Source organism: Sanguibacter sp. TS_SC_8 (genome assembly GCF_055361235.1).
In genome coordinates this window covers 3,170,417-3,195,752 of record NZ_CM143955.1, presented here as the reverse complement: position 1 = coordinate 3,195,752, position 25,336 = coordinate 3,170,417, and the positions used below count along the sequence as shown (strand labels likewise).

Below are 25,336 nucleotides of genomic sequence, written 5' to 3'. Positions count from 1 at the left end.
GGCGATGTGCGGGCGGCTGGCACCGGTGAGCCGGGCCTGCACGGGGTGAGCAAGGTGGTGATGCGGCCGGGCGCCGCCGGAAGGTTGTGCCTTCCGACGGCGCCCGGCGTTGTCATCCGGGCGGCGTCAGCCGACCCGTGGCGTCTCTCAGAAACCGAGCGAACCGAAGTTCGTCAGGGCTTCGTCCCAGGAGGCCGTTGCGTCGCCACCATCGATGTCGACGCGGTTGAGGGCGTCCATGACGATCGTCTGGATGGCGAAGTAGTTCACGCCCTTGAACGGCGGCACGTCGCTGATCGCGTTCGCCCGGGTGCTGAAGATCTGCCCGACCGGTGCGTCGTTGAAGAACTCGTTCGTGGCGTCGTTGACCTCAGGAAGGCCCTGTGCCGCGATCTGGCTCGGGAAGGTGCCGGCGTTGGCGAAGGCCTTGGCCTGCTGCTCCGGAGCGGTCAGCCAGGTGGCGAGCTTGATGGCCTCGGCGGTGTTCTTGCCGGTCGACGGGACGGTGAGGAAGGATCCGCCCCAGTTGCTGCCGCCCTCAGGGAAAACGTCCGCGACGTCCCAGCCAGCGACGCCCTCAGCCTTGCCGGAGACGACCGAGGTCATCCACGGCGGGCACGGCATCGTGGCGAAGGCGTTGTTCTGGAATCCAGCGTCCCAGTCGGGCTCCCACATCTTCAGGCCAGCCGACAGGTCGACGGACTCCGCGAGGATGGTGTCGTACATGCCCTTGATGACGGTGTTCGCCGCAAGGTCGGTGGGCTCGCCGGTGGAGGGGTCCTCGTACGCTGCCTCGAGCTGGCCGATCTGGGCCTGCATGATGGCGACGCCGGAGTCGAACCAGGCAGCCTCAGAGCTGTCGACGAAGGTGTGGCCCACCTCGAAGTACTTGTCCCACGTGGCGTCCTCGCCACCGAGGAGCTCGGCGACGGCTGCGCGGTCGGAGGGCAGGCCAGCAGCCTCGAAGAGGTCGGCGCGGTAGCAGATGGCCTGCGGGCCGATGTCCGTTCCGAGGCCGATGAGCTTGCCGTCGGCGGTGCCCTGGGCTTCCTTCCACGGCACGTAGCGGCCGGTGACGTCGGCGCCGGCGAGGTCTTCGAAGCTCTCGGCGATCTCAGTGAGCTCAGGCATCCAGTCGACCTCGATGGCCTCGACGTCGGCCAGGCCGTCGCCGCCGGCTGCGAGGCGCGTGGTGAGGTTCGTGCGAGCCTCGCCGGACTGAGCGGCAACGGTCTGCTCGACCTTGATGCCGGGGTTGGCGTCCTCGTACTCCTTGAGCAGCTCAGGGGTGTAGCCGAACTGGTTGAAGGTCGCGACGGTCAGCGTGATGGTGCCGTCGGCAGCCTTCGACTCTTCGGGCTTGGTCTCGTCACCCTCGCTCGAGCAGCCGGAGAGGGTCAGGGCGAAGATCGATGCGCCGGCAACGACTGCTGCCATGCGGCGGGTACGGATGATGCTGGTCATTCGAGGACTCCTTTGTCGACGGTGCGGCGTCAGCGCCGCTCGTGTCTGTCGTGAGGATCTCGAGCCACCCCGGGGGGGTGCTCGCAGTGCGTGCACGGTTTCGCTCTCCCGATGAATCTGGGAGCGCTCCCATGCGCTATGGATGATCTTGGTGGGAGCGGTTCCACCTGTCAAGCAAGCCTGGGGTGTTGTGACGGTGTCCGCGGGGGTGAAAACTGCATAATTGCAGGTCAGAGCGTTGTGGCCTTCGGGGCCGTATGCGAAATCGTTACGTTCGGAGACCCGGCGGACGGTCGATCACGACGGTCCGTGGTCGGCCAGCCAGACGGATGCGTAGGCGGCTTCCTCGGTCAGTGCGCTCCGGATCGCCTCCGTCGCGGCAGCCTCGATGCTCGCCCCGAACAGCGGGATCGGGGACTTGACCTCACCGGAGTAGGTCATCCGTGACCCGTCAGCGGTGGGGACCAGCAGGATCGATCCGGTCATCCGCACGGGGGCCCCGGTGATCTCGACCGACACCGTGCCGTGCCGCTGCCCCTGCGGGCCGTCCATCGGCTCTGCCCAAGCCTCGGTCTGGCGGATCTCGAGCTCGTTCCCCACGAACGACCGCACCTGAGGGGGGATCTGGTCGCTCGAGATGGTGCGGCGCACCGAGGACGTGAAGCTGCCGTCCGTGCCGGGGGTCACGTCCACCTGCACGACGCGGGAGCCGACGTGCTCAGCCTTGAGCCGGATGAACTCGACGTCGTTGACCAGTCGCACGGCTGCGTCCGTCGGAACGGGGAAGTGAAGGTCAATGCTCGCGCGCATCGTGGAGGTCTCCTTCGAAGGATCAGGTGCCCCGAGCCTACCGAACGCAGCACGATCGTCTCCGCGTAGGCTTCGTCTGTGTCGACCATGAGCAACCTTGTGTCCAAGTACGGCCAGCTCGAACCGGCCGACGCCGAATGGCTCCACCTCCTCATCGGGGACTGGCAGCTCATCGCCGACCTTGCTTTTGCGGACCTCGTGCTGTGGCTGCCCATGCCGGACGGCGCGTTCGTCGCGGTCGCCCAGTGCCGGCCGAGCACCGGTGCCACCGTGCACTACGACGACATCGTCGGGTCCTTCGCCCCGGAGGGGCTGCTGCCCCAGCTCGAACGGGCCCTCGTCGAGGAGCGCACGCAGCGGTCCAGGGAGCCACGCTGGTTCGGGACGTACGCGGTGCGTGAGGAGACGGTGCCGGTCGTCCACGACGGCCGGGCGATCGCCGTCGTCGCGCGGCAGACGAACCTGGGCAGCGGGCGGACCCCGAGCAGGCTCGAGCTCAACTACGTCGAGGCCGCCGACGACCTGATGAACATGGTCTCCACGGGTGAGTTCCCCTCTCCCGACGGTGCGACGGGACCGCGCCGGGGCGCTCCCCGCGTCGGTGACGGGCTCATCCGGCTCAACTCCGAGGGCGAGGTGCTCTACGCGAGCCCCAACGCACTGAGCTGCTTCCACCGCCTCGGGGTGATCGGCGCGCTCGTGGGCGAGTCCCTCATCGAGGTCGCGACCGAGCTCATCGAGCACAAGATGCCCGTCGACGAGTCCATGCCGCTGGTGGTCATGGGGCGTGCGCCGTGGCGCACCGAGATCGACTCGAGGGGCGTGTGCCTCTCGATCCGTTCGGTCCCGCTCACCGAGCAGGGGCGCCGCATCGGCGCCGTGCTCATGTGCCGGGACGTCTCCGAGCTGCGCCGGCGCGAGCGCGAGCTGATCACCAAGGACGCCACGATCCGGGAGATCCACCACCGGGTGAAGAACAACCTGCAGACGGTGGCTGCCCTGCTGCGGCTCCAGGCCCGGCGGATGACCGTGCCCGAGGCCAAGGAGGCGCTCGAAGAGGCGATGCGCCGCGTCGCCACGATCGCGCTGGTGCACGACAGCCTGTCCCAGACCCTCGACGAAGAGGTCGAGTTCGACACGATGGTGGGCCGTGCCCTGCGCCTCGCGGCGGACGTCGCCTCGGCCGGGGTCAGTGTGCGGACCGTGCAGAGCGGCTCCTTCGGCCTCGTGCCGGCCCAGGACGCCACCGCTCTCGCGCTGGTGCTCACCGAGCTGGTGACCAATGCCGTCGAGCACGGACTGTCGAAGTCCGGTGGTGGGACGGTGGAGATCCACGCCCTGCGCGACGGCAAGTCCCTGCGTGTGACCGTGGCCGACGACGGCGTGGGCATGAGCGAGGGCAAGGGGCCCTCGGGCGGGCTCGGGACCCAGATCGTGCGGACCCTGGTGACCAACGAGCTCCAGGGCGAGATCGAATGGGCAGCCCGCGAGGGCGCCGGCACGATCGTCACGGTCTCGGTCACCCTCCGAGGCGTCACCGCCCACACCTGACCCCTCCGCTGAGTGCGGTCGAACGGCTGCCCGATGTCCGGTTTGGGCAGCCAGAAGCCCGCACTCAGCGGAGGGTGGCAGGCGAAGAGCCCGGACCCTGTGGGGGCCGGGCTCTTCGGGTGCGCTGGGCGCGGGTGGTGCTGGGGTCGTCAGCTCGCGCGGCGGGCGCGGGCCGTGCGGCGCTTGAGGGCGCGACGTTCGTCCTCGGAGAGGCCGCCCCAGACGCCGGCGTCCTGACCGGACTCGATGGCCCACTTGAGGCAGGTGTCGACTACGTCGCAGCGACGGCAGACAGCCTTGGCCTCATCGATCTGAAGGATCGCCGGACCGGTGTTCCCGATCGGGAAGAACAGTTCGGGGTCTTCATCGAGGCAGGCTGCGCGGTGACGCCAATCCATGGGATCTCCTAGGCAGGGGGGAGTCAGCCCGGTGAAGGGGAACTGGCTCGGGGGGGGGCTTGTAACTGCTGGTAACTAGTTCACACCTCAATCAGCTGTGGCACAAGGGTTACGGGAAGGTTTCTATTGAGTGACGACTGAGGTCTTGGTCACATCTTTGGTCCGGGTCGACTCCGCAGTGGGTTATAAGCACGCCCACTCGGCTTCCGTCAAGGGCCGAATGGTGCCGATCGCATGAGTGTTGTGAGTTCGTCGCCGCCCTCGCGTCGCACGATCACGCGGCGGGCCCTCGCCGAGCGTCCTGCGCCGTGCCCGGCGTCAGTTATTCTCGGAGCCATCTATGGCTGACAACGACCACGACCCCGCCGCGCCGTCCGCCGCGCCACAGCCCGGGCGAGCCCGGACATGGTTCGACCGGTGGAAGCCGCTCGGCGTCTGGCTCACGCTGATCGCGCTGGCGCTCGAGGGAGTCGTGCTGGCTGTGCTGGTCGTGGTCGGGCTGGTGGATCTCCTCGTCGGTTCCGACCGGGTCGTCTCCGTCGCGGTCGCCCTCGTCGTGTGCGCCGCCCTGGGATCCTGGCTGCTGCTCGCCTGCGCCGTGGGCCTCGGCACCGGGCGTCCCTGGGTCCGCGGGCCCTCGATCACCCTCCAGCTGCTGGCCGTCCTCGTCGGGATCAGCCTCCTCCAGGGCGGCGTCCCCGTGCTCGGTGGTGTCCTGACGGCCGTGGGTGGGGTCACGCTCGTGGGTCTGCTGAGCCCGCCGGTCTCGCGCTACACCGGACGGACGACCTTCTCCTTCCACCAGGACTGACCAGCCAGGACTGCCCAGCGCTCACGCGTCGATCACCTGGACGAAGGTCGACGACGACCCGTCCACCAGCACCCCGCGTCCCGGCCGGTGCATCTCCGGCTCGACCTGCCAGCCGAGGTCGGACCCGAAGACCTCCGAGCTCCCTGGCACCCCGGGGCTGAGCACCACGCCGTAGCGTGCCGCGCGCAGGTCCGCCAGGGCGCCGCGGAAGGCTCCCGCGGCTGCCACGGTCGTCGAGGAGGCGACCAGTGCGACGCACCCCGCATCCTCGGTGCCACCCTCGGCGATCGCGCACAGACCCTCCAGCGCCCCGGGGCAGGAGAGGGCGAACGCGTCGAGGTCGTCGACGACGAGGCGCAGCGCCGGGGCCGGGTGGCGCCGGTTCAGCATCACCAGCCGGGCGTGCACGTCGTCGACGAACCGGTCGGCCGCCGCCGGGGTCAGACGGGACAGGACCGGGACCTCGCCCAGCGCGCACCCCCGTGCGGCCAGCAGCCCGTCCCGACTGACCACCCCGACGATCGCCGTACCCGTACCCGTACCTGCACCCGCACCCATGCCCGCAGCGCTCGCACGGGGCGATGCGTCCAGGAACCGGCCGAGCACGGTGGTGCGTCCTGACCCGTGCGGACCGCAGACCAGGATGCTCTGGCCTGAACGCACCCACACCGGGCCGGCGTCGTCCCCTCCGCGACCGAGCAGCACCAACCCCAGCCCCGGAGCCGCCACCTCCCCCGCGTGCACCCGGTAGGGCACCTCCTCGATCCGGGTGCGCTGCGCCGTGAGACTTGGGCCCGTGACAGCCGGCCCGGCCAGTCGAGCCGACCCCGCCGACCCAGCCGACCCAGCCGACCCAGCGGCCTCAGCCGCCCCGGCCTCCGCTCTCAAGGTCTCCCCGGTCTCCGTGACCGCGACCTGGCAGAGCACCGGCGTCGGGCCGGTGAGCAGGACCGCGCGGCCAAGCGGTCCGCCCAGGCCTGCCAGCGCCGCTGGGATGCCGAGGAAGGTGTCCTCGTGCTTGTCCCCGCCGGCGAAGACCATCCTGTGCCGGATCAACGCACCGACCCCCGACGTCGGCGCGCCGGCGCCGGACAGGGCGAAGGCGAGGCGGCGGGACGGTCCCTCCCGCAGCGCTGACAGGAACAGGTCGAGGCCCGCGCCGCGGTGCAGCGTGCTCATCGCCTGGAGCACGTCCTCGAGGCCGTCGACGACCACCACGTGCTCCACCGGGCCACGTGCCCCGGGCGCTTCCACGCCGGCGCCCGACATGAGCACCGTCAGGAGCCTGGCCACCCGGCGCGGGTCCGCCCGGGACGCGACGGTCCCCAGGCACGGATCTCCCGCGCCGAGGCCGGCGGTCAGGGCGGTCGGTCCCACCAGGTGCACGATGCACCCGGCCGCGAGCGCCGCGTGGGCGAGGGTGCGCAGCGCACTCGTGCGCCCTGATCCGGCGCGGCCCAGGACCAGCAGGTGCCCCTCGGCCGGCGCCCAGCCGAAGGGGCGTTGTTGCTGATCCTGGGGGTGATCGGCGAGCCCCAGCAGGACGATCGAGGCGGGCGTGCCAGCGGTGCCGGCGGTGTCGGTCCTGTCCAGATCGTCCCACCGGACCTGGGTGGGCAGCGCAGGGGTCCACGGCACCCGCGGACGGCCGATCCCCGACGCGGAGGCCACCTGCACCGCGCGGGCGACGAGGGCGGCGACGGGGTCGTGGGTCGCCCCTGGGTCCGGGGTCTCGCCGGGGTGACCCGCGAGCGAACGGGCACCGAGGGACAGGCCCGCGTCCTCGGGGACCACGCCCCGCGGGGAGTGCCACACCCCAGGCCCGGAGAGCGCCGCCACGCCGCCGGCGAAGTACGTCTGGAGCGCCTCGGGCGGCTCCTGCCCGCGCCGCACCACCGCCCGGCCAGGCAGGTCGGTGGGGATCCACGCCGCGTCGGGGGCGTCGATGACGTCCTGGGAGTCCGCGGTCCCGGCGACGCGCAGAGCGACCCGCACCGAGATGTTCGCGCGCATGTCGGCGCTGATCGCGCCGCTGGGACGTTGGGTCGCCAGCACGAGGTGGACGCCCAGGGACCGTCCCTGCGCGGCGATGCGGACCAGACCGGGGATGAAGCCCGGGTGGTCGTCGGCCATCGCCCGGAACTCGTCGACGACGATGAGCAGCCGGGGCAGCGGCTCCGCGCCGGCGGACCGCGCACGATACGTCGCCAGGTCGCCGGCGCCGACGCCGGCGAAGAGCCGTTCGCGCCGACGCAGCTCGGCCCTCAGCCCGGTCAGGGCGCGCTCGGCCGCCCCCGGGTCGAGGTCGGTCACCTGCCCCACGACGTGCGGCAGGCGCGCGCACTCCCCGAAGCTCGCCCCGCCCTTGTAGTCGACGAGGGCCACGGACAGCTCGTCGGGGGAGTAGGCGAGCGCGAGGGTGAGGACGAGCGTCTGGAGCAGCTCGGACTTCCCGGACCCGGTCGTCCCCGCCACGAGGGCGTGCGGTCCGTCGCGCAGCAGGTCGATCGTCACCTCCGCGCCGCCCTGCCCGACGCCGATCCTCGCCTCGAGCGTCTCGCTCGCCCGGTCGCTGTCCCCGACCGGCCGCGCCGGTCCCTGGGCGTTCTCACGCCAGCGGCGCTCGATCTCCCAGAGGGCTGGAGCCTCCGAGAGGGCGGCGCGGCGAGGGAGCAGGGTGCGACCCGCGAGGTCAGCGCCGGGTGGCGTCCCGGCGGACCCGCCCGGGCGGGGGAGGTGGGTCCACCGCCCGCGTTGGCTCAGCGCCGCGACCCGGCGCGCGTAGGCCTCCAGCCAGTCGGGCGCCACCCCGTCGAAGGTGGTGACCTCCTCGACCGTGCCGGGCGCGGACCACACCACGCGAGCGCCCTCGATCGTCGCCCGTGCCGCGCACCACGAGGGCACCGCTGCCGCGTCGTCGACCACGAGGAGCAGCGCGGCCTGCTCGGGGTGGCTCGCGTGCCAGCTGCCGAGCCGGGCGAACAGCGGGCCCGGCGTGCCGCAGTCGACGACGAGCAGGCGGCCGGTGCCCGCCTCGAGGGGTCCAGCGGTGGCCGGCGTGCGGATCTGGGTCTGGGGGAGCCAGCGCGCCCACTCCCAGGCCACGGTGCGGGAGGGGTCGCACAGGATGGTGATCGCCTGCCCTCGACCGCAGGCGTTCAGGGAGACGACCATCCGGGCGGCCAGCGCCGTCCCCAGCGCCGGGGGCCCCACGACGGCGAGGCACCCGTCCGGGAGGTCGCCGGGGAGGGAGGTCGCGGGCAGGGAGGTCCCAGGCAGGGTGGTCCCCGGCAGAGTGGTCGCGGGCAGGGGAGTGCTGTCAAGGACGGTGGCAGGCAGAGCCGCGCAGACCGCAGCCGCGGTGAGCAGGTCGGCGGGCGGGAGCCCGGCACGCAGGGCAGCCGGTCCCCACGGGGCCGCCCAGCTCCACGGACCGCCGTTCACCGGTCCCGGTGGTCGCCGTCGTCCTCGTCGCCGGGCCACGGCTGGGCCGAGGATCGCCAGGGGCGCGGTGAGCGCCATGATCGCGAAGAGCGGGTTGCGCAGGACGATCGCGAGCACGACCCCCGCGACCGCCGGGACCAGCCCGGCGACGAGGGTGCCGGCCCGCGTCTCGGGCTGCGCGTCGTGGTCAGCGGCGACCGGGGTGAGCGAGGTCAGCGTCGCCCGGTACGTGCGCTCGGCCAGGACCGGTCGGGTGCGCAGCTCGACCGTGGCTGTCGGGACCTGCCCGTCCCCCGTGCGCTCCCCTCGGACCGTGAGCAGGGACCCGCACGGCCACCGCCGCCCCCGGGACCGGAGCGGCAGCCATGACATGCGCCGGCAGCCCCCGACCGTTCGGGTGCGCCCGGCCGGGCTGGTCAGGCTCACCCGACCGCAGCGGTGCCCGGCGCACCCGTGCCCGCCCGCCCGAACGACGACGCGCACCCCGCCGCGCCGTCTCCTCCGGACCCGCAGCCGGACGCCGAGCACGGTGAGGGGCCCGGGCCCGGGCCCGGGCTCGAGCGGGAGCAGCGTGCCCGCGCGCGGCCCGGTGAGCACCGCGAGGTGGACGGGCGCTGCCAGGGCGCGCTCCGGCGTCGGGCAGGTGGTGGGCCCGGTGCGCAGGACGGCGCCGGCGACGAGCGGGGGATGGCCGACGACGTGGTGGTCGTCCAGCCGGCGGTCGTCGACGTAGAGCGGTGCCCCCAGGAGCTCGGGCCGGCCCGTGCAGGCCGCGAGCTCGGTGCGCAGGTCTCCGAGCGGGCGGGCGAGGGCGAGGTGGACGTCCTGGCCGGGGTGGATCGTCACCGGGACGCCGGCGCCGGGCGCGGGCGGGTGCCGGGGGAGGGACGAGGTGGGCGCAGTGGGGTGGGACGGAGTCGGGTGAGGCGGGGTGGGATCGGGCAGGAGTGAGCGCACCCTCCGAGCGTGCCCCGTCTGGCCGCGGGACGGCCGAGGGCCTGTGGTCCGCCGGGGACATCCCCGACGGTCCACAGGCCCTCGTCCCGCTCCTTGCGCCGACCAGCCCCCCGACCAGCCGGCGTCAGGACGGCTATTCGACGGCGAGCGCCTCGACCGGGGAGGTCCGGGCCGCGCTGCGGGCCGGGAGCACCGAGGCCAGCAGGCCCGCGACCACGGCGATCGCCAGGACCAGACCGAGGTCACGCCACGGGACGGTCAGCGTCACCTCCGCAAAGGTCTTCAGGACGATCGTCGACCCCACCCAGCCGTAGAGCAGGCCGAGCAGCACCCCCAGGACCGCGCCCACCCCGGCGATGAGCGTGCCCTCGATGGCCAGCGTCGTGCGCAGCTGGCGCCGGCTCAGCCCGATGGCGCGCAGGGTGGCCGACTCCCGTCGGCGTTCCAGGACCGACAGGGACAGCGTGTTCGCCACCCCGATCAGCGCGATGATCACGGCGATACCGAGCAGTCCGACGATGATCGCGAGGAACGTGTCGATGAGGTCCTCCATCTCGCCCCGCTCGAGCGCCTGACCGGTCAGGGCGACCGGGGTCTGGGACACGACATCCCGGATGTCGGACATCGTCGCTGCCGCGCTGGACGAGTCGGTGATCTTGAACCATGCCCCGTTGACGGTCGCGGTGGCATCCACCTGGGCGCCGACCGCAGGGGTCGCCACGATGAGTGTCGTCCCGATGTCGGACAGCGACACCTCCACCGTCACCGTGCCGCTGGGACCGCTGACCTGCAGGGTGGAGCCGGAGTCGAGGTTGTAGTCGCGGGCGGTGTAGCGGTCGACGACCACGGTGGCGTCGTCGAGACCGGCGAAGAGCCCGTCCGGGTTGACCGCGGCGGCCGCGGCGGCGGGGTCCACGGTGGTCAGCATCTGATTGTCGGTGACCGAGCTGTCCGGCCACGTGATGGTGACGGGCGCCCTGGTCACCTCCGCCATGGCGTCGACCCCCGACACGGTCGACAGCTCGTCGAGCAACGCAGGGGTCAGGCCCGCGACGGAGGCCGCGGTGTCCCCGGGCTCCGGGGTGATCCCCGCGCCGTCGATCGCCACGTCGAAGGGGTACCGCTCGTCGAGGGTCCCGTCGAGGGAGCTCCGAGCGGTGGCGGCGCCCACCGACATCATCGCCACGAGCGTGACCCCGATGAGCAGCGCCGTGCTCGTCGCGGCCGTGCGGCGCGGGTTGCGGACCGTGTTGGCGGCTGCGAGCTGGGCGCTCGCACCGAACTGGCTGAGCAGGCGGGCGATCCCCGAGACGATCTTCGGGATCCAGAACACCGACCCCAGCAGCACACCCATGAAGGACGCGGCGCCGCCGGCCATCCCCACCAGCAGCCCGAGCGAGACCGAGGTGGACGCGGCGAGCACCAGGCCGACGACCATGAGCGCGCCACCACCGAGGACGAGGAGCAGCGAGAAGGCCAGGCGGATCCTGCTCGACGACGCGGACACCCTCTCCAGGTCGGCCGGGCGCAGCGCCGCGAGCGGGGCGACCCGGGTCGCGGCGCGCGCCGGCACCAGGCTGGCCAGGATGGTGACCAGGGTCCCCACCACGAGCGGCCACACCACCGAGGCCACCGTGATCGTGATCGTCTGCGGGATCGGGACGTCGAGGTCGACCCGCTGCAGGACGAGCACCGTGATCTGCACGAGGACCGCACCGATCGCGAAGCCGATCGCCGAGGAGACCAGGCCGAGCAGGGACGCCTCGAGCAGCACCGAGGCGCGGAGCTGGCGCTTGCTGGCGCCCACGCAGCGCAGCAGGGCGAGGGTACGAGTGCGCTGGGCGACGATCACCTGGAAGGTGTTGGCGATCACGAGCGCCGCGACGAGCAGCGCGATCGCGGCGAAGGAGAGGATCGTCACGGTGAAGACGTCCTGGCCGTTGGTGACCGACGCGACGGAGGCGGCCGCGGCCTCGTCCTTGGTCACCACGCTGAAGCCGAGCGGGCCGACCACAGCCTCAAGGTCGGCGCGCACGTTCTCCGCGTCAGCCCCGTCCTCCAGGGAGAGCGTCGCCTCACGGAACGGAGCCTCGTTCCCGTAGTCGACGACCATCCGTGCCTGGAGCGAGTCGTCGGAGATCAGACCTGCGCCTCCGGTCATCGAGAACGCGCCGTCGGGGTCGTCGACCAGCCCGACCACGACGAGCGTGGCGGTCCTCGAGTCCCAGACGTCACCGTCGTCGGTGTTCGCGGAGACGAAGAAGGGCACCGTCTCGGTGATCGTCCCGCCGATCGTGGTGCCCAGGCGGTCCGCGACGTCGGACGGCAGCGCGATCTCGTCCGGCGCGTCGGGCAGCGCTCCGTCGATGAGCTCGAGCGGCTGCAGGGACGGGTCGGAGCCGACGGCGATCACGGTCTGGTAGACCGCTTGCGCGCCCATGGTGAGCGTGACGGAGGTAGAGGCCACCGGGTCGGTAGCCCGCACGCCCTCGACCGTCCGGATCGTCGTCAGGTCGGCCGGGGTGAGCGCGGAACCGAACCCGGGGGACCGCTGGTCGGTGGTGGGCACGACGATGAGCGCGGCGTCGGCGTAGGCGGCCGCGACCGAGTCGTAGCTGGACCGCTTGAGCACCTCCCCAGCGAGCAGCGTCGCCGCGACGAAGGCGGTCCCGATGACGATGGCGATGCCCGCGGCCGTCAGCCGGCCCAGGCTGCGCCGCATCTGGGCGAGAGTGAGGCTGAACATCAGACGTTCACCTGCGCGGTCGCGCCGGTGGTGGCTGTCGTCTCGAAGGTGCGCAGGGCGTCGAGGCCGGCCAGGACGGACTCGGGGGTCGGGTTGGCGATGTCCCCGGCGATCTGGCCGTCGGCGAGGAGCACCACGCGGTCGGCGTAGGCGGCGGCCGCTGGGTCGTGGGTGACCATGATGATCGTGCGGCCCAGCTCGCGGACCGAGCGGCGCAGGAAGCTCAGCACCTCGGCACCGGATCGGGAGTCCAGGTTCCCGGTGGGCTCGTCGGCGAAGACGACCTCCGGGCGGGCGATGAGCGCCCGGGCGATGGCCACCCGCTGCTGCTGCCCACCGGAGAGCTCGGCGGGGCGGTGGGAGAGCCGGTCGCTCAGGCCCAGGGTGGTCACGAGCGTGGCCAGCCACTCCTTGGTGGCGGCGTCGATCTTCACACCCGCCAGGGTGAGCGGGAGCGTGATGTTCTGCTCCGCGGTGAACATCGGCAGCAGGTTGAAGGACTGGAAGACGAAACCGACACGGTCCCGGCGCAGCGTCGTCAGCTGGTTGTCGTCGAGCGTGGTCACGTCGGTGCTGCCGATGAAGGCCTGGCCCGAGGACGCCGTGTCGAGCCCGGCGAGCAGGTGCATGAGCGTCGACTTGCCGGACCCGGAGGGGCCCATGATCGCGGTGAACTGGCCGGCGGCGAAGTCGACGTCGACGCCGTCGAGCGCACGGACGGTGCCCTCACCGCGGCCGTACAGCTTCGTCAAGGACCGCGCCCGGACGGCAGGGCTCGAGATCTCGGGTACGGGCAGGGGCTGGTACACGGTGGTGTCCACGAAGGTCTCCAAGCACGGCGGGGATCGAACAACGGATGTGGTCGCCGAGGTGCGGGTCGCCCCGCTCCTCAGCGCACCGCCCACGCTAGTGAGCGGCACCGGGGTGCGGCGTCGGGCTGGGGGAGGGTCTTGACGTGGGGTGATGTCATCCCGGAGGGGGAGAAGGGGGGCGCCGGGTCATTCCCCAGGACGGACGAGACCGGTCTCGTAGGCGGTCACCACGGCCTGCACGCGGTCCCGCGCCCCGAGCTTGGACAGGATCCGTCCCACGTGCGTCTTGACGGTCGCCTCGGCGACGAAGAGGTCGGTGGCGATCTCCTGGTTGGACCGCCCTCGGGCCATGGACAGGAGCACCTCGCGCTCGCGGTCGGTGAGCGAGTCGACCGCCGCGGCCTGTGCGGAGTCGACGAGCTGCTCCTCGGGGAGCGGGACGATGAGCCGGTCGAGCAGCCGGCGGGTGGTGGAGGGGGCGATCACCGCGTCGCCGGAGTGCACGGTGCGGATCGCGCCGAGCATCTCCTCGGGCGGGGCGTCCTTGAGCAGGAACCCGCTCGCCCCGGCGCGGATCGCCTCGAGGGCGTACTCGTCGAGGTCGAAGGTGGTCAGCACGATGATCCGGGGGACGGTCAGCGGCCGGGTGGTCGACCAGATCTCGGTGAGCTGGGCGGTGGCGGCCAGGCCGTCGAGGTTGGGCATCCGCACGTCCATGAGCACGACGTCGACCTCGTGGTCGGTCAGCAGCCGCACGGCCTGGGCCCCGTCGGCGGCCTCCAGGACGACGGACAGGTCCGGCTGGGAGTCGATCACCATCCGGAAGCCGGCGCGCAGCAGCTGCTGGTCGTCGACGATCGCGACCCGGATGGGCGGTGCGGTCTCGGTCGCGAGGTACATGGTCGCGGTGGCTCCTAGGTGCGTAGGTCTGCGTCGGCGCCTGCGTCGGCGTGGGTGTCGGAACCGGCGTCGGCGCGCGGCTCGGGCAGGGGGAGGTCAAGCATCACACGGAAGCCGCCACCGGGGCGGGGGCCGGAGACGACCGTCCCGCCAAACATCGCGGCCCGCTCGCGCATGCCGAGCATGCCCTGGCCTGCACCGTCGCTGTCGGCGGAGGCGCCGCGCCCGTCGTCGTCCACCTGGAGCTGGACGTTGCGCGGTCCCCAGGTGAGCACGACCGTCACGGTCGGCTCCGGACCGGCGTGCTTGAGGATGTTGGTGAGCGACTCCTGGCAGATCCGGTAGAGAGTCAGCCCGGTGCCCGGCGGCAGGGTGCGCGCCGTGCCCATCCGCACGAGGGAGACCCGCAGCCCCGAGGCGCGGACCTGGGCCACGAGCGACTCGATGTCCGACGCCGCCGGCTGCGGTGTGAGGTCGCCGAGCCCACGCTCCTCGGCGCCCGGGTTGCCCGGTTCGGCGCGCAGCACTCCGAGCAGGCGGCGCATGTCGGCCAGTGCCGCGCGGCCCGTCTCGGCGATCGTGCCGAGCGTCCGGGTGGCGGCCGCCGGGTCCGCCGCGGCCATGTAGCGGCCGCCGTCGGCCTGGGCGATCATCACCGAGAGGGAGTGGGCGACGATGTCGTGCATCTCCCGGGCGATGCGGGCCCGCTCGGCGGCGGTCGCGATCTGGGCCTGCTGGTCGCGCTCGATCTCCAGGCGCAGCGCTCGGTCGCGCAGCGCGTTGACCGAGTCGCGACTGGCGCGGCGCACCAGCCCGAACGCCCAGGTGGCCAGGAACATCGACCCGGTCAGCGCCGTCGTGACGACGACAGCACTGAGCATGTCGCCCTGCATGCCGATGAAGACACCCAGCAGGACGCAGCCAAGGAGTCCGGACACGATCGCCACGTGGTGCGCCCACCGGGGGCCGTAGACGGTCACCGAGAAGAGGGCGAGCAGGACGACGAGGTCGGCCGGCATGACGAACGGGACACCGACCAGCTGGTGAGCCAGCGCTGCGGCGTAGACGAGGACCACCGAGAGCACCGGGTGGGTGCGGCGCACGGCCAGCGGGGCGATGACGCAGAAGGCCATCGCGCCCAGGGCCGGGCCGTCGGTCCCGTTGAGGGTCAGGAACTCACCGGTCCCGGTCATCGCGGAGATCGGGACGATCAGGACGAGCAGCACGGCGGTCAGGGAGACGTCGACGGTGGAGCGGTGGGAGTCGGACCATCGGCCGATCGTGTCGTACCAGTTCATGGCGCCCAGCCTAGGCATCGTGACGGTCTCTGGCGTCACCCTCCAGGGGGAGGCGCAGTGCGAGCGAGGGCGCCGCGGCCCGCCCAGGAGCGAGGTTTGTGGCATTTCGACGCTCGGCGAGACCTGTGACGCGAAAGGCACTGCCTTCGATGGGTCTCACGGGTGTTTCATGACCTAGCATGGGCGAATGACCCACGTACTTCTGGCAGAAGACGACCCGGCTATTGCCGAACCTTTGGCGCGCGCGCTCTCCCGTGAGGGATACGACGTCGTTGTGCAAGGAACAGGTCAAGGCGCCATCGACAACGCGCATGCTGCCGACTTGATCGTCCTCGACCTCGGCCTTCCGGACATGGACGGCCTCGAGGTCGCCCGTGCGATCCGCGGCCTGGGCCTGACCACGCCGGTGCTCGTGCTGACTGCGCGGGCCGACGAGGTCGACCTCGTCGTCGGGCTCGACGCCGGCGCCGACGACTACGTGACCAAGCCCTTCCGGCTGGCCGAGCTGCTCGCCCGGGTCCGGGCGCTGCTGCGCCGCACCCACGGCGACCCGGCCGACGCCGAGGAGCTCCAGGCCCAGGACGTCAAGGTCGACGTCGCTGCGCACCGTGCCTTCCAGGGCGAGCGCGAGCTGCACCTGACGACCAAGGAGTTCGAGCTGCTGCGCGTCCTCGTACAGGGTGCCGGGACCGTCGTCGTGCGCGACACGCTCATGCGCGAGGTCTGGGGCTCGGAGCCGATCGGCTCGACCAAGACCCTCGACATGCACGTGTCCTGGTTGCGCCGCAAGCTGGGCGACGACGCCAACTCTCCTCGCTACATCACCACCGTCCGGGGCCTCGGGTTCCGTTTCGAGTCCGGCGAGAACTGACAAGTCCCGGGGCTGCCCTCGTTCAGGGCGCCCACGGTCGGGGGTACTGAAGCATGCGCCGTCGAGTACTGCTGGCCACCGTCTCCGCGGTGGCGGTCGCCGTGATCCTCCTAGGCCTGCCCCTGGCCATCCTGGGGGCCTCTCTCGTGCGCGACAACGAGGTCCGTGACCTGCAGGCACGCACCTCCGAGCTGGGCCGCGCGGTCGAGGGCAGGATCGCCCGCGAGGAGCCGATCGACGAGGAGTTCCTCGACCGCTACGTCGGCGGGGACAACGGCAGGATCCCGGCCTACATCTTTGTCGTGAGCCCGGACGGGACCACCGCCTCGGCCGGCGAGGAGATCGACGGGCGCGTGATCGAACGTCCGATCCGCACACAGTCCAACGCGACCATCCAGATCGCCGTGTCCTACCTGGACATCTACCTGCGCAGCGCCCAGGTCGTCGTGCTTGTGGTCGCCGCGGCCGTGGTGGCCTTCGGTGCCGGGATCGTCATGGCCGTGTGGCAGGCGAACCGACTCTCCGCGCCGCTCGTCTACCTCGCCGCCTCCGCCGAGCAGCTCGGCTCGGGCCAGGTGCGTCCCCGCATCGAGCCGTCCGGCGTCGAGGAGATCGACCTCGTCGCGGCCGAGCTCTCCCGCAGCTCCGACCGGATGGCCGGGCGCCTGGCCGCCGAGCGCCAGTTCGCCTCCGACGCCTCCCACCAGCTGCGCACCCCGCTCACCGCGCTGTCCATGCGCCTGGAGGAGATCGGGATGGCCGCCGGGGACAACGAAGAGGTTCAGGAGGAGGCGCGGATCTCCCTCGAGCAGGTCGAACGCCTCGTCCAGGTGGTCGACGACCTGCTCTCCCGCTCGCGGACCTCGGGCGGCACGACCGAGGCGGTGCACCTCATCGAGGTCGCCAGCCAGCAGGAAGAGGAGTGGGCGCCGACCTTCCTCAAGCACGGTCGCAAGCTCGTCGTCGACGTCTCACCCGACGCCCACGTGCTCGCCACCCCCGGCGCCCTCGCGCAGGTGCTCGCCACCCTCATCGAGAACTCCCTCAAGCACGGCGCGGGCACGACGACGGTGCGCTCCAAGCCGTCCGGGCCCAGCGGTGCGATGGCCATCCAGGTCTCCGACGAGGGCGCGGGCGTGCCCGACGACCTCGCCCCGCGCATCTTCGAGCGCGAGGTCACCTCGGGAAAGGGCACCGGCCTGGGCCTGGCGCTCGCCCGGGACCTGGTCGCGGCCGACGGCGGCCGCCTGGAGCTCTCCCAGCGGCGGCCACCGGTCTTCTCGGTGTTCCTGGCCGGAGTCCCGCGGACCATGGACCCCGAGCTGGTCCTGCCCCGCGGCGTCGCCATCTCCAGCCGCTCCAAGCGCCGCCGCAGCTGGTAACCCCGCCAGATTCCGGTACCCGTGTCGACCTCGGGAACCGGTCGCCGAGCTCGTGACCCCCGTCACCGACCTCGTGAACGCGTCACCGAGCTCGTGAGCCAGCCGGCTTCCCGAGGGCGGAATCGCTGTCGCTCACGAGTTCGGCGGGTAGGCCGTCGACCGCGCGGTCGCCGACCGCGGTGAAGACCCAGTGCCGGTAGGCGAGGTACCGGAACACCATGCCGAGCACGAGGCCGACGCCGTTCGCGGAGATGTTGTCCGCCAAGGGCGAGCGCAGGTCGAGCACATAGTGGGAGAAGCCCAGGCAGGCGACGGCGATGGCCATCCCCCCGATGTTGACCACCACGAAGCCGGCGAACTCCCGCAGGTGGGTCTCGGTGCGCCGGTCGGAGAAGGTCCAGAACCGGTTGCCGAGCCAGGACACCACGGTCGCCACGGCGACCGAGAGGATCTTCGCGGTGATCGGCTTCGCCTCGAGCAGCTCACCGGGGCCGAACCGCAGCAGGTTGAACAGCCCGATGTCCACGATGAAGGCGACGCCGCCGACCATGCCGAACCGCATGAGCTCATACACCCGGGTGAGCACCGCGGTGCGCCGGACGCGGGATGAGGTGGGCGCGGCGGGGGACCGGCCGGTGCGCCCTGACAACGTCATGGTCGAAGATTATCGCGGATGGACCCGGGTCTGTACGCGAGCCCGACTCGACTACGCTGGCTCACTGTGGCAGCTCCAGTGATTGCAGTAGTAGGCGGCGGGCAGCTCGCCCGGATGATGGCCCCAGCGGCGGCCGAGCTGGGCGTGCACCTGCGCGTCCTGGTCGAGGCGGTGGACTCTTCGGCGGCTCAGGTCGTCGTCGACTCCCCGGTCGGGGCGGCCGGCGACGAAGGCGCGATCCGAGGTCTGATCGTGGGCGCGGACGTGCTGACCTTTGAGCACGAGCACGTGCCGAACGACCTGCTCCACGAGCTGGTGGCCGCCGGCACCCCCGTCCGCCCCGGACCGCACGCGCTGGTCCAGGCCCAGGACAAGATCGTCATGCGCACCAGGCTCACCGAGCTCGGCGCCCCGTGCCCCCGCTGGGCCGCGCTGTCCCGCGAGGAGGGCGCCGCCCGGACAGAGCTGGCGCACTTCCTCGCCGCGGCCCCCGGCGGTGAGGCCGTCGTCAAGACCTCGCGCGGCGGCTACGACGGCAAGGGCGTGCGTGTGGTCACCTCGCCCGACGACGTCGCCGACTGGTTCGCCGGCGTGGCGGCGGGCGGCCCGGCCCTCCTCGTGGAGGACAAGGTCCCCTTCGCCCGCGAGCTCGCCGTCCTCGTGGCACGCCGCCCGAGCGGTGAGGTCCGCACCTGGCCGGTGGTCGAGTCCGTCCAGCGCGACGGCGTCTGCTCCGAGGTCGTGGCGCCCGCACCGGACATCACCCCCGCTGAGGCCGAGCGCGCGCGGGCCGTCGCCGTGGCCATCGCGGAAGGGCTGGATGTCACCGGGGTGCTCGCCGTCGAGCTCTTCGAGGTCCGCGGTCCCGGAGCAGAGCCGGTCATCATCGTCAACGAGCTGGCCATGCGCCCCCACAACTCCGGCCACTGGACCATCGACGGGTCGGTGACCAGCCAGTTCGAGCAGCACCTGCGCGCGGTTCTGGACCTGCCGCTGGGCGACACCTCGCCCACCGCGCCGTGGACGGTGATGGCGAACGTGCTGGGCAGCTCCCTCGCCCAGATGACCGACGCCCTCCCGGCGGTCCTCGAGCAGTTCCCCGACGCGCGCGTGAACCTCTACGGCAAGGACGTGCGCCCAGGCCGCAAGCTCGGCCACGTCAACGTCAGTGGCACCAACCTCGACGACGTCCGACGTCGGGCGATGGCCGCCGCCGCGCTCTTGCGCGGGGAGCAGCGCGAGCCAGCACCTCAGACACCAACCAGCCGAGCAGGGGACCAGTCATGAGCAACGCAGTCGTGGGCAACGCAGTCGTCGGGATCGTCATGGGGTCGGACTCCGACTGGCCGGTCATGCAGGCAGCGGCGGACGCCCTGACCGAGTTCGGCGTGGGGATCGAGGTCGACGTCGTCTCCGCCCACCGGATGCCCACCGAGATGATCGACTACGGTCGTGCGGCAGCCGGTCGCGGGCTGCGGGTGATCATCGCCGGAGCAGGCGGTGCGGCGCACCTGCCCGGGATGCTCGCTGCGGTGACGGCGCTGCCGGTGATCGGTGTCCCCGTCCCGCTCGCCTACCTCGACGGGATGGACTCCCTGCTCTCGATCGTCCAGATGCCGGCCGGGGTCCCCGTCGCCACGGTGTCGATCGGCGGGGCCCGTAACGCCGGCCTGCTCGCCGCACGGATCCTGGCCAGCGGGACCGACGAGGCGTCGCTCGCGCTGCGCCAGAAGATGGTCGACTTCCAGGACGACCTGAGCGCGCAGGCCAAGGCCAAGGGCGCCCGGCTGCGGGCAGGCCGTGAGCAGCGCACCGGCTTCACCGCCTGAGGAGACCGACCACCCCGCTGACCGACCGTCTCGCGGACCGGCGGCCCTACTGCCCAACAGTGCCTACTGCGGCAGCCCGCCCACCACACCCGCCGGCATCTTCCCGTCGCGGATGTCGGTCCAGAACTGCGGGCTCCGGTCGGGATCGAGCTGGACGGCGGAGCCGACGCCGCCGGGCCGGTAGTCCAGGCTGCTCAGCGGCGGGGCGCCGGTGACGCCGTCGGGACCGTTCGCGGCCCGGAAGGCCAGCGCCATCTTCCCCAGGTCGATGATGTTCGTGTCCTCGTCGACGGTGAGCACATCGAGGCCGGCGCTGATGAGCTCACGCTGGGTGCCCGGCTTGACGAGGATCGACTTGTCCTGCAGGGCCGAGCTCACCGCGCCGATCACCTGGCGCTGACGCTCGGCGCGGCCGATGTCGCCCTGCGGGTCGGCATAGCGCATCCGGGAGAAGGCGAGCGCGGTCGTGCCGTCCGACACGTGGCACCCGGCCGTCCACACGAGCCCGCTCAAAGGTTCGTTCACGTCGTAGTCGAGGCACAGCTCCACCCCGCCGACCGCATCGACGATCGTCTCGACTCCGCTGAAGCCGATCTCGATGTAGTGGTCGACGGTCATCCCGGTCAGGCCCTCGACCGTCTCGACGAGCAGCGGGGCACCGCCCCAGGAGTAGGAGGCGTTGAGCTTGTTGGCGTCGTAGCCGGGGATCTCGACGTAGGAGTCGCGCGGCAGGCTGATCAGGGACGTAGGCCCGGAGTCCGGGACGTGCAGCACCATGATCGTGTCGGTCCGGGCGCCCTCGGTCCCGTCCTCGCCGACGGCGCCGTCGGCACGGGAGTCCGAGCCGGCGAGCAGGTAGGTGGTGCCCGGTGTGTTCGCCGCTCCGGAGAGCGCATCGAGGTGGTTGATCTTGCCGTTCGCCCAGAAGAGCAGACCGACCGGCCACGCGATCGCGAGCACCAGCAGGAACGCGACGGCGAGGGCGGCGATCCGGCCCCAGCGTGGCTTGGTGCGCGGTCCGCCGAGCGGCACCGGACCGTGAGGTCCCGCTCCGCCGGGTGTCCCGGTGCCGTGCACCCGGGTGGCACCCGGACCACCGGAGCCGCCCGCCCCGACGGCGGTCCTCGACGGGGTCGCACCGGAGGTCCGTCCCGGAACCGTCCGGACCTCGCCGGGAACCCGAGGGCCGGTGGGTCGGACAGCAGGCCGCGCAGACCCGGCGGCGTCGGAGGCGCGTGCAGGCGTCCCCGCCGCGGGAGGGAGCGTGCCGGGCCGGGTCGTCCCGGACACCGGTCGGGCCGGGTGCGCTGACGGTGGCGTCGCGGCGCGCGGCGCCGGTGCCGGGATCCGCCCGGACGACCCGGGACGCGGGGCGTTGCTGCTCAGTTGGCCCGCAGTGCCCGACGACGTCCGTCGTACGACGGGGGCGCCCTTCGGGCTGGGGATCCTGCCGACGCGAGCGCCGTCGCCGGGCGGGACAGCGCGCAAGGCGCCGTCGCCGGTGTCACCGACCTCGATGGTCGGTTCCTTGGCGGTGGGTCGGGGGGGACGCCCGGACTGCGGGGTGAAGCTCGGCGGCGGGAAGGAGCCCGGCCGAGAGGGGTCGCTGGGAGCCATGGGTGTCCCGATCAGCCGCAGGAGACGGACGAGTTCGCCGCAGAGGTCAGGCCCTCTGGAGGTGCCGCGGTGGTGGCTGCCGGCTCGGGCTCGGTGGCCTCCGGGCTCGCCGGGGCGTCGGGGGTCGCGTCGTCGGGAACGTCGCCGGGAGCGACGTCCGGCGCTTCGGTCGTCGGGTCTGCGGGTGCCTCGGCCGGCGCGCTGCCGTCGATGGGCCGGTCAGCGGCGATGTTCGCCCACACCTCGTCGGCTTCGGAGGTCCACACGACACGGTTCTTGTCCGTGGGGGCGTCGGCGACCGGGATCGTGAGGAAGGTGATCTTCGTGGCGTCGATCCCGCGCAACGACATGGCCAGCCCGCTGAGCTTCTGCAGCGACGAGAACTCCTCGCTGGCCGTCAGCGACGAGGTCGCGGCGTTGAGGAACTTCAGCAACCCGGACGCGTCGGTGAGGACATTCTTGTCCAGGACAGACTGCGCGGTCGCGCCGAGCAGCTCCTGCTGGCGGGAGATCCGGGTGAGGTCCGAGCCGTTGAGACCGGTCCCCTTGCGAGCCCGGGCGAGACCGAGGGCCTGCTCGCCGTTGAGGGTCTGCTGACCGGCAGCGAGGTTGAGGTTCGCCTCGGGCGCGACGATGTCCTCCGGGATGCACATCGGCACCCCGCCGATCGCATCGATCATGGACTGGAATCCGGCGAAGTCGACGACGACGAACCCGTCGAGGTACACGTCCGTGAGGGACATGACCGTGACCATGGAACAGGTGGCAGCGGAGCCGATGTCCCCGCCGTGGTCCCAGCCCAGAGCAAAGGCGGAGTTGAACATCGCGTTCTTCTGCGGCTTGGTCGTGGACTCGTCGGTCATGGGGCAGGAGGGGATGTCGACCAGGGAGTCGCGGGGGATGGAGACGAGCTCGACCCGGGTCCGGTCGGCGGAGATGTGCATGACGATCGTCGTGTCCGAGCGCACGCCACCGGCCTCGCCCCCGATGGCTGCGTTCGCGCCGCTGCGGTCGTCGGATCCCATGAGCAGGATGTTGACCGGCAGACCGGCTTTGGGATCCTCGGGATCCTCCGTGGGAGCGCTGGGCAGCCCGTCGACCCCGTCGAGGAGCGCAGCGACGTCGACGTTGTCGATGTTGTTCTGCATCTTGTAGAGGACGGCACCGGCGCCGGTGGCCACGAAGGCGAACACCCCGGTGAGGACCAGACCGACGACGCGCATCATCGTGTGCGTGCGGGCGGACCGCGCGTGCAGCGGGTCGCGGCCTGCGACTGCGGCGTTCTGTGCGCGGTGCGCGGCCCGGGTCGAGGCAGGAGGAGTCGTCACGATTGGTAATACTAGGTCCGCCCGGCAGAGAGCCGGAGAAGTCGCAGCGGCAGGCTGGTGGAGGGATTGTGGAGATCGTCACTGGTCAGCGCTGGGAGGAGGCGGCTCGTCCGCCCTGATCCGGTCCCACAGTGCGCCGGCCTCTGACGTCCACACCACCCGGTTCCGGTCCCGGGAGTCCTCCGCGACGGGGACCTGGGTGAAGGCGATCTCTTCGATGTCCGTCTGGCGCAGGCTCAGCGCGAGCCCGGTGAGGTCGCGCACGGAGCTGATGCTGTCGCTCACCGTCAAGGACTTGGTGGCGGCGTCGACGAACTGGGTGAGGGCCGGGAGATCCGTGAGCAGGTTCTTGTCCGCGGCGGCCGCGGCCATCGCCCCGAGCAGGGCCTGCTGGCGTTCGATCCGTTTGAGGTCGGAACCGATCTCCAGGCCCCATCCGGTCCCGGTGCGTGCCCGGGAGAGCTGGGTGGCTTGCCACGGGGTGAGCACCTGGTAGCCGGGCTCCAGGGTCAGGCCTCCTGCCTTGGGGGAGGAGATCGCCTCGGGGATGGTGATGGGTACACCGCCGAGGGCGTCGACCATCGAGGAGAAGCCGTTGAAGTCTGCCACGATCGCGCCGTCGAGGTAGATCCCGGTGAGCGACTCCACCGTGGCCATCGCGCAGGCGGTCGCGGACGTGAGGTCGCCGCCGTTGAACCAGCCCCGGCTGAAGGCGTGGTTGAACATCATGTCCTCGACGGGGGGCAGGATCGTCTCGTCGGCCATCCGGCACTCGGGGATGTCGACGACGGAGTCGCGCGGGATGGAGATGATCTCAACCCGGCTCCGGTCCGCCGACAGGTGCACCACGAGCGTGGTGTCGGAGGCCACCGACTCGTCGGCGCCACCGAGGGCGAGGTTGTCGCCCGCACGCGTGTCGGAGCCGAGCAGCAGGATGTTCACCGGGACGCCGGCGTTGGGATCGTCGGGGTCGGGCTCGGGCGGTGCCGGGCGGTCGACGAGCAGCTCGGTCACGGCGATGGTCGTGACGTTCCTGTCGAAGATGTACAGCGCGGTGCCCGCGCCCACCACCGAGAAGGTCAGCGCTCCGAGGCTGACCATCCCCACGACCCGCCCTGCCCTCGACCGCGGAGTGGGGCGTATGTGGACGGGCGGCGCAGCGGAGCCGGACGACTTGGACATAAACCCTGACTATAGGGCTCGCGGCGAGCGGGGGCGCTCAGAACGTGCGGAGGATTCGTGACGGCATGGTGACGGATCCCCTAGATATGCAGGTCAGTCGCCCGTCTCGCGATCAGGTGCCGAGGGCTGGCCCTCCCCACGCGCCTCCGCGAGCGTCAGTTCGCGCGTCAGTAGAGTGATCTGCCGTGACATCCGGTTCATCCGCCGGTGGCTGGTGGAGATGTAGCTGAGGAAGGCGATGACCAGCGCGTAGAGCAGCAGGTCCGCGCCACGCCCGACGCCGACGGCGTTGGCCAGCCGGGAGAGCACCTGCGGGAAGATCACCGACGCGGCGGCCCCCGCGACGAACGCCAGGAGGAACAGCCGGCGGATGGCCTGGTGCCGGGCGCCCGCGGTCGACCGCGTGAGCATCACCGCGATGGCCGCCACCGCCACGAGCAGGATGACCTGGATCAGCAGCACGTTGCCGCCCATGAAGCTCCTTTGATGGTCCGTGGAGAGAAGGATGAGAGAGGCTACTTGAAGAGCAGGTCGACGAGGATGTTCACCGAGTTCCACATCGACTGGCCCTTGCCGCGGGAGTAGTCGGTATAAAGGACGTGGACCGGGTACTCCCGCCACGCGAGCCCGGTACGGCCCAGCTGCAGCACGATCTCGCTCGCGTGCGCCATCCGGTCCTGGGTGAGGTCGACCTTCTTGGCCGCCGGGATGGTCATCGCCCGCAACCCGTTGTGCGCGTCGGTCAGGCGCATGCCGGTGCTCTGCTTCGTGAACCACACGGCGAAGGTGAGCACCACACGCTTGACCAGGCCGGGTGTGGTGCGCCCGTCCAGGAACCGCGAGCCGAAGACGATCGCGGTCTCGCCCGAGGCGATGAGGTCGACCATGGCGCGGGCGTCGGCGACCTGGTGCTGGCCGTCGGCGTCGAAGGTGACCAGGGACCGGGCACCAGGCTGGCTGCAGACGAAGGAGATCCCGGTCTGCAGCGCCGCTCCCTGGCCGAGGTTCACGGCGTGGGTGAGGACCCTGGCCCCGGCCGCCCGGGCCACCTCGCCCGAGCCGTCGGTGCTGCCGTCGTCGACGCACACGATGTTGGGAAAGGTGGGCAGTGCTCCGGCAATCACCTCGGCGATCACGGAGGCCTCGTTGTAGAGCGGGATGACGAGCCAGTCGGCGGCATATCCCGAGGTGGGGCTCGGGGGCGGCGGCGCGGCGGGGTCAACCATGGCGCCATTCTTGCATCGAGTTCCGTTAGGCTCGCGAAAGCGCGCGAACGTCGTG

General features: G+C 71.7%; 20 protein-coding genes. 6 read left to right on the top strand and 14 right to left on the bottom strand.

From position 1 onward, the window contains the following. Positions 1 to 147: 147 nt before the first annotated feature. Both ACWA15_RS14460 and ACWA15_RS14455 read right to left on the bottom strand, forming a co-directional pair. On the bottom strand, positions 148 to 1,464 hold the full coding sequence (locus ACWA15_RS14460; protein WP_464056078.1) for an ABC transporter substrate-binding protein: 1,317 nt from the start codon (positions 1,462 to 1,464) through the stop codon (positions 148 to 150). Between the two features lie 297 nt (positions 1,465 to 1,761). Further along, a complete protein-coding gene (locus ACWA15_RS14455; RefSeq protein ID WP_464056077.1) occupies positions 1,762 to 2,274 on the bottom strand; it encodes a DUF2505 domain-containing protein in 513 nt (170 codons plus the stop codon). Between the two features lie 87 nt (positions 2,275 to 2,361). On the opposite strand from ACWA15_RS14455, the gene ACWA15_RS14450 reads away from it, so the two are divergent. Continuing rightward, a complete protein-coding gene (locus ACWA15_RS14450) occupies positions 2,362 to 3,825 on the top strand; it encodes a sensor histidine kinase (protein ID WP_464059523.1) in 1,464 nt (487 codons plus the stop codon). Positions 3,826 to 3,974: 149 nt separating this feature from the next. Here the strand turns inward: ACWA15_RS14450 and ACWA15_RS14445 are convergent, their stop codons facing one another. Further along, entirely contained in the window at positions 3,975 to 4,223 is a 249-nt protein-coding gene (locus ACWA15_RS14445; protein WP_093183738.1) for a WhiB family transcriptional regulator, read from the bottom strand. A gap of 340 nt (positions 4,224 to 4,563) precedes the next feature. Between ACWA15_RS14445 and ACWA15_RS14440 the strand changes: the two genes are divergently transcribed. After that, positions 4,564 to 5,034 carry a hypothetical protein gene (locus ACWA15_RS14440; protein ID WP_464056075.1) on the top strand — a complete coding sequence of 157 codons (471 nt, stop codon included), beginning with the start codon at positions 4,564 to 4,566 and terminating at the stop codon, positions 5,032 to 5,034. A 21-nt stretch (positions 5,035 to 5,055) separates the two neighbouring features. On the opposite strand, the gene ACWA15_RS14435 is transcribed toward ACWA15_RS14440, so the two are convergent. The 5 genes from ACWA15_RS14435 to ACWA15_RS14415 all read right to left on the bottom strand — a co-directional run bounded on the left by ACWA15_RS14435 (position 5,056) and on the right by ACWA15_RS14415 (position 15,191). Further along, the gene (locus tag ACWA15_RS14435; RefSeq protein ID WP_464056074.1) at positions 5,056 to 9,435 is read right to left on the bottom strand and encodes an FtsK/SpoIIIE domain-containing protein; all 4,380 of its coding nucleotides are present in this window, start codon (positions 9,433 to 9,435) and stop codon (positions 5,056 to 5,058) included. A gap of 133 nt (positions 9,436 to 9,568) precedes the next feature. Continuing rightward, positions 9,569 to 12,181, bottom strand: coding sequence for an ABC transporter permease (locus ACWA15_RS14430; protein ID WP_464056073.1), 2,613 nt, complete (start codon positions 12,179 to 12,181; stop codon positions 9,569 to 9,571). Beyond that, on the bottom strand, positions 12,181 to 13,002 hold the full coding sequence (locus ACWA15_RS14425; protein WP_464056072.1) for an ABC transporter ATP-binding protein: 822 nt from the start codon (positions 13,000 to 13,002) through the stop codon (positions 12,181 to 12,183). Before ACWA15_RS14425 ends, ACWA15_RS14430 begins: the two co-directional genes overlap by 1 nt. A gap of 177 nt (positions 13,003 to 13,179) precedes the next feature. Beyond that, on the bottom strand, positions 13,180 to 13,893 hold the full coding sequence (locus ACWA15_RS14420; protein ID WP_464056070.1) for a response regulator: 714 nt from the start codon (positions 13,891 to 13,893) through the stop codon (positions 13,180 to 13,182). 14 nt (positions 13,894 to 13,907) lie between these two features. Continuing rightward, the gene (locus tag ACWA15_RS14415; RefSeq protein ID WP_464056068.1) at positions 13,908 to 15,191 is read right to left on the bottom strand and encodes a sensor histidine kinase; all 1,284 of its coding nucleotides are present in this window, start codon (positions 15,189 to 15,191) and stop codon (positions 13,908 to 13,910) included. A gap of 187 nt (positions 15,192 to 15,378) precedes the next feature. Between ACWA15_RS14415 and ACWA15_RS14410 the strand changes: the two genes are divergently transcribed. Further along, a complete protein-coding gene (locus tag ACWA15_RS14410; RefSeq protein ID WP_464056067.1) occupies positions 15,379 to 16,062 on the top strand; it encodes a response regulator transcription factor in 684 nt (227 codons plus the stop codon). A 53-nt stretch (positions 16,063 to 16,115) separates the two neighbouring features. Next, positions 16,116 to 17,444: an ATP-binding protein gene (locus ACWA15_RS14405; protein ID WP_464056066.1), complete on the top strand. Its 1,329-nt coding sequence runs from the start codon at positions 16,116 to 16,118 to the stop codon at positions 17,442 to 17,444. A gap of 82 nt (positions 17,445 to 17,526) precedes the next feature. Here ACWA15_RS14405 and ACWA15_RS14400 read toward each other — a convergent pair whose 3' ends face one another. Continuing rightward, positions 17,527 to 18,099, bottom strand: a complete 573-nt coding sequence (locus ACWA15_RS14400; RefSeq protein WP_464056065.1) for a GtrA family protein — start codon at positions 18,097 to 18,099, stop codon at positions 17,527 to 17,529. Between the two features lie 66 nt (positions 18,100 to 18,165). Here ACWA15_RS14400 and ACWA15_RS14395 point away from each other — a divergent pair, with 66 nt between their 5' ends. Further along, positions 18,166 to 19,386: a 5-(carboxyamino)imidazole ribonucleotide synthase gene (locus tag ACWA15_RS14395; RefSeq protein WP_464056064.1), complete on the top strand. Its 1,221-nt coding sequence runs from the start codon at positions 18,166 to 18,168 to the stop codon at positions 19,384 to 19,386. Next, positions 19,383 to 19,928: a 5-(carboxyamino)imidazole ribonucleotide mutase gene (purE, locus tag ACWA15_RS14390; protein WP_464056063.1), complete on the top strand. Its 546-nt coding sequence runs from the start codon at positions 19,383 to 19,385 to the stop codon at positions 19,926 to 19,928. The genes ACWA15_RS14395 and purE overlap by 4 nt, the downstream gene beginning before the upstream one ends. Positions 19,929 to 19,991: 63 nt before the next feature. Here the strand turns inward: purE and ACWA15_RS14385 are convergent, their stop codons facing one another. From ACWA15_RS14385 to ACWA15_RS14365, 5 genes are all read right to left on the bottom strand, one after another. Beyond that, positions 19,992 to 21,545 carry an LCP family protein gene (locus ACWA15_RS14385; protein WP_464056062.1) on the bottom strand — a complete coding sequence of 518 codons (1,554 nt, stop codon included), beginning with the start codon at positions 21,543 to 21,545 and terminating at the stop codon, positions 19,992 to 19,994. A gap of 11 nt (positions 21,546 to 21,556) precedes the next feature. Next, positions 21,557 to 22,873 (bottom strand): LCP family protein, encoded by a 1,317-nt coding sequence (locus ACWA15_RS14380; protein WP_464056061.1) that lies wholly within the window; start codon positions 22,871 to 22,873, stop codon positions 21,557 to 21,559. A gap of 78 nt (positions 22,874 to 22,951) precedes the next feature. Next, positions 22,952 to 23,974 (bottom strand): LCP family protein, encoded by a 1,023-nt coding sequence (locus tag ACWA15_RS14375; protein ID WP_464056060.1) that lies wholly within the window; start codon positions 23,972 to 23,974, stop codon positions 22,952 to 22,954. Between the two features lie 174 nt (positions 23,975 to 24,148). Then, positions 24,149 to 24,529: a DUF2304 family protein gene (locus tag ACWA15_RS14370; RefSeq protein ID WP_464056059.1), complete on the bottom strand. Its 381-nt coding sequence runs from the start codon at positions 24,527 to 24,529 to the stop codon at positions 24,149 to 24,151. 41 nt (positions 24,530 to 24,570) lie between these two features. Continuing rightward, the gene (locus tag ACWA15_RS14365) at positions 24,571 to 25,281 is read right to left on the bottom strand and encodes a glycosyltransferase family 2 protein (protein WP_464056058.1); all 711 of its coding nucleotides are present in this window, start codon (positions 25,279 to 25,281) and stop codon (positions 24,571 to 24,573) included. Positions 25,282 to 25,336 lie beyond the last annotated feature (55 nt).

Coding starts and splice junctions, on each gene's coding strand:
- ACWA15_RS14375 (WP_464056060.1), bottom strand. CDS start 23,974: ATGGTCAGCCTCGGAGCGCTGACCTTCTCGGTGGTGGGCGCGGGCACC.
- ACWA15_RS14440 (WP_464056075.1), top strand. CDS start 4,564: ATGGCTGACAACGACCACGACCCCGCCGCGCCGTCCGCCGCGCCACAG.
- ACWA15_RS14460 (WP_464056078.1), bottom strand. CDS start 1,464: ATGACCAGCATCATCCGTACCCGCCGCATGGCAGCAGTCGTTGCCGGC.
- ACWA15_RS14450 (WP_464059523.1), top strand. CDS start 2,362: ATGAGCAACCTTGTGTCCAAGTACGGCCAGCTCGAACCGGCCGACGCC.
- ACWA15_RS14405 (WP_464056066.1), top strand. CDS start 16,116: ATGCGCCGTCGAGTACTGCTGGCCACCGTCTCCGCGGTGGCGGTCGCC.
- ACWA15_RS14420 (WP_464056070.1), bottom strand. CDS start 13,893: ATGTACCTCGCGACCGAGACCGCACCGCCCATCCGGGTCGCGATCGTC.
- ACWA15_RS14445 (WP_093183738.1), bottom strand. CDS start 4,223: ATGGATTGGCGTCACCGCGCAGCCTGCCTCGATGAAGACCCCGAACTG.
- purE (WP_464056063.1), top strand. CDS start 19,383: ATGAGCAACGCAGTCGTGGGCAACGCAGTCGTCGGGATCGTCATGGGG.
- ACWA15_RS14415 (WP_464056068.1), bottom strand. CDS start 15,191: ATGAACTGGTACGACACGATCGGCCGATGGTCCGACTCCCACCGCTCC.
- ACWA15_RS14385 (WP_464056062.1), bottom strand. CDS start 21,545: ATGGCTCCCAGCGACCCCTCTCGGCCGGGCTCCTTCCCGCCGCCGAGC.
- ACWA15_RS14370 (WP_464056059.1), bottom strand. CDS start 24,529: ATGGGCGGCAACGTGCTGCTGATCCAGGTCATCCTGCTCGTGGCGGTG.
- ACWA15_RS14430 (WP_464056073.1), bottom strand. CDS start 12,181: ATGTTCAGCCTCACTCTCGCCCAGATGCGGCGCAGCCTGGGCCGGCTG.
- ACWA15_RS14365 (WP_464056058.1), bottom strand. CDS start 25,281: ATGGTTGACCCCGCCGCGCCGCCGCCCCCGAGCCCCACCTCGGGATAT.
- ACWA15_RS14410 (WP_464056067.1), top strand. CDS start 15,379: ATGACCCACGTACTTCTGGCAGAAGACGACCCGGCTATTGCCGAACCT.
- ACWA15_RS14400 (WP_464056065.1), bottom strand. CDS start 18,099: ATGACGTTGTCAGGGCGCACCGGCCGGTCCCCCGCCGCGCCCACCTCA.
- ACWA15_RS14455 (WP_464056077.1), bottom strand. CDS start 2,274: ATGCGCGCGAGCATTGACCTTCACTTCCCCGTTCCGACGGACGCAGCC.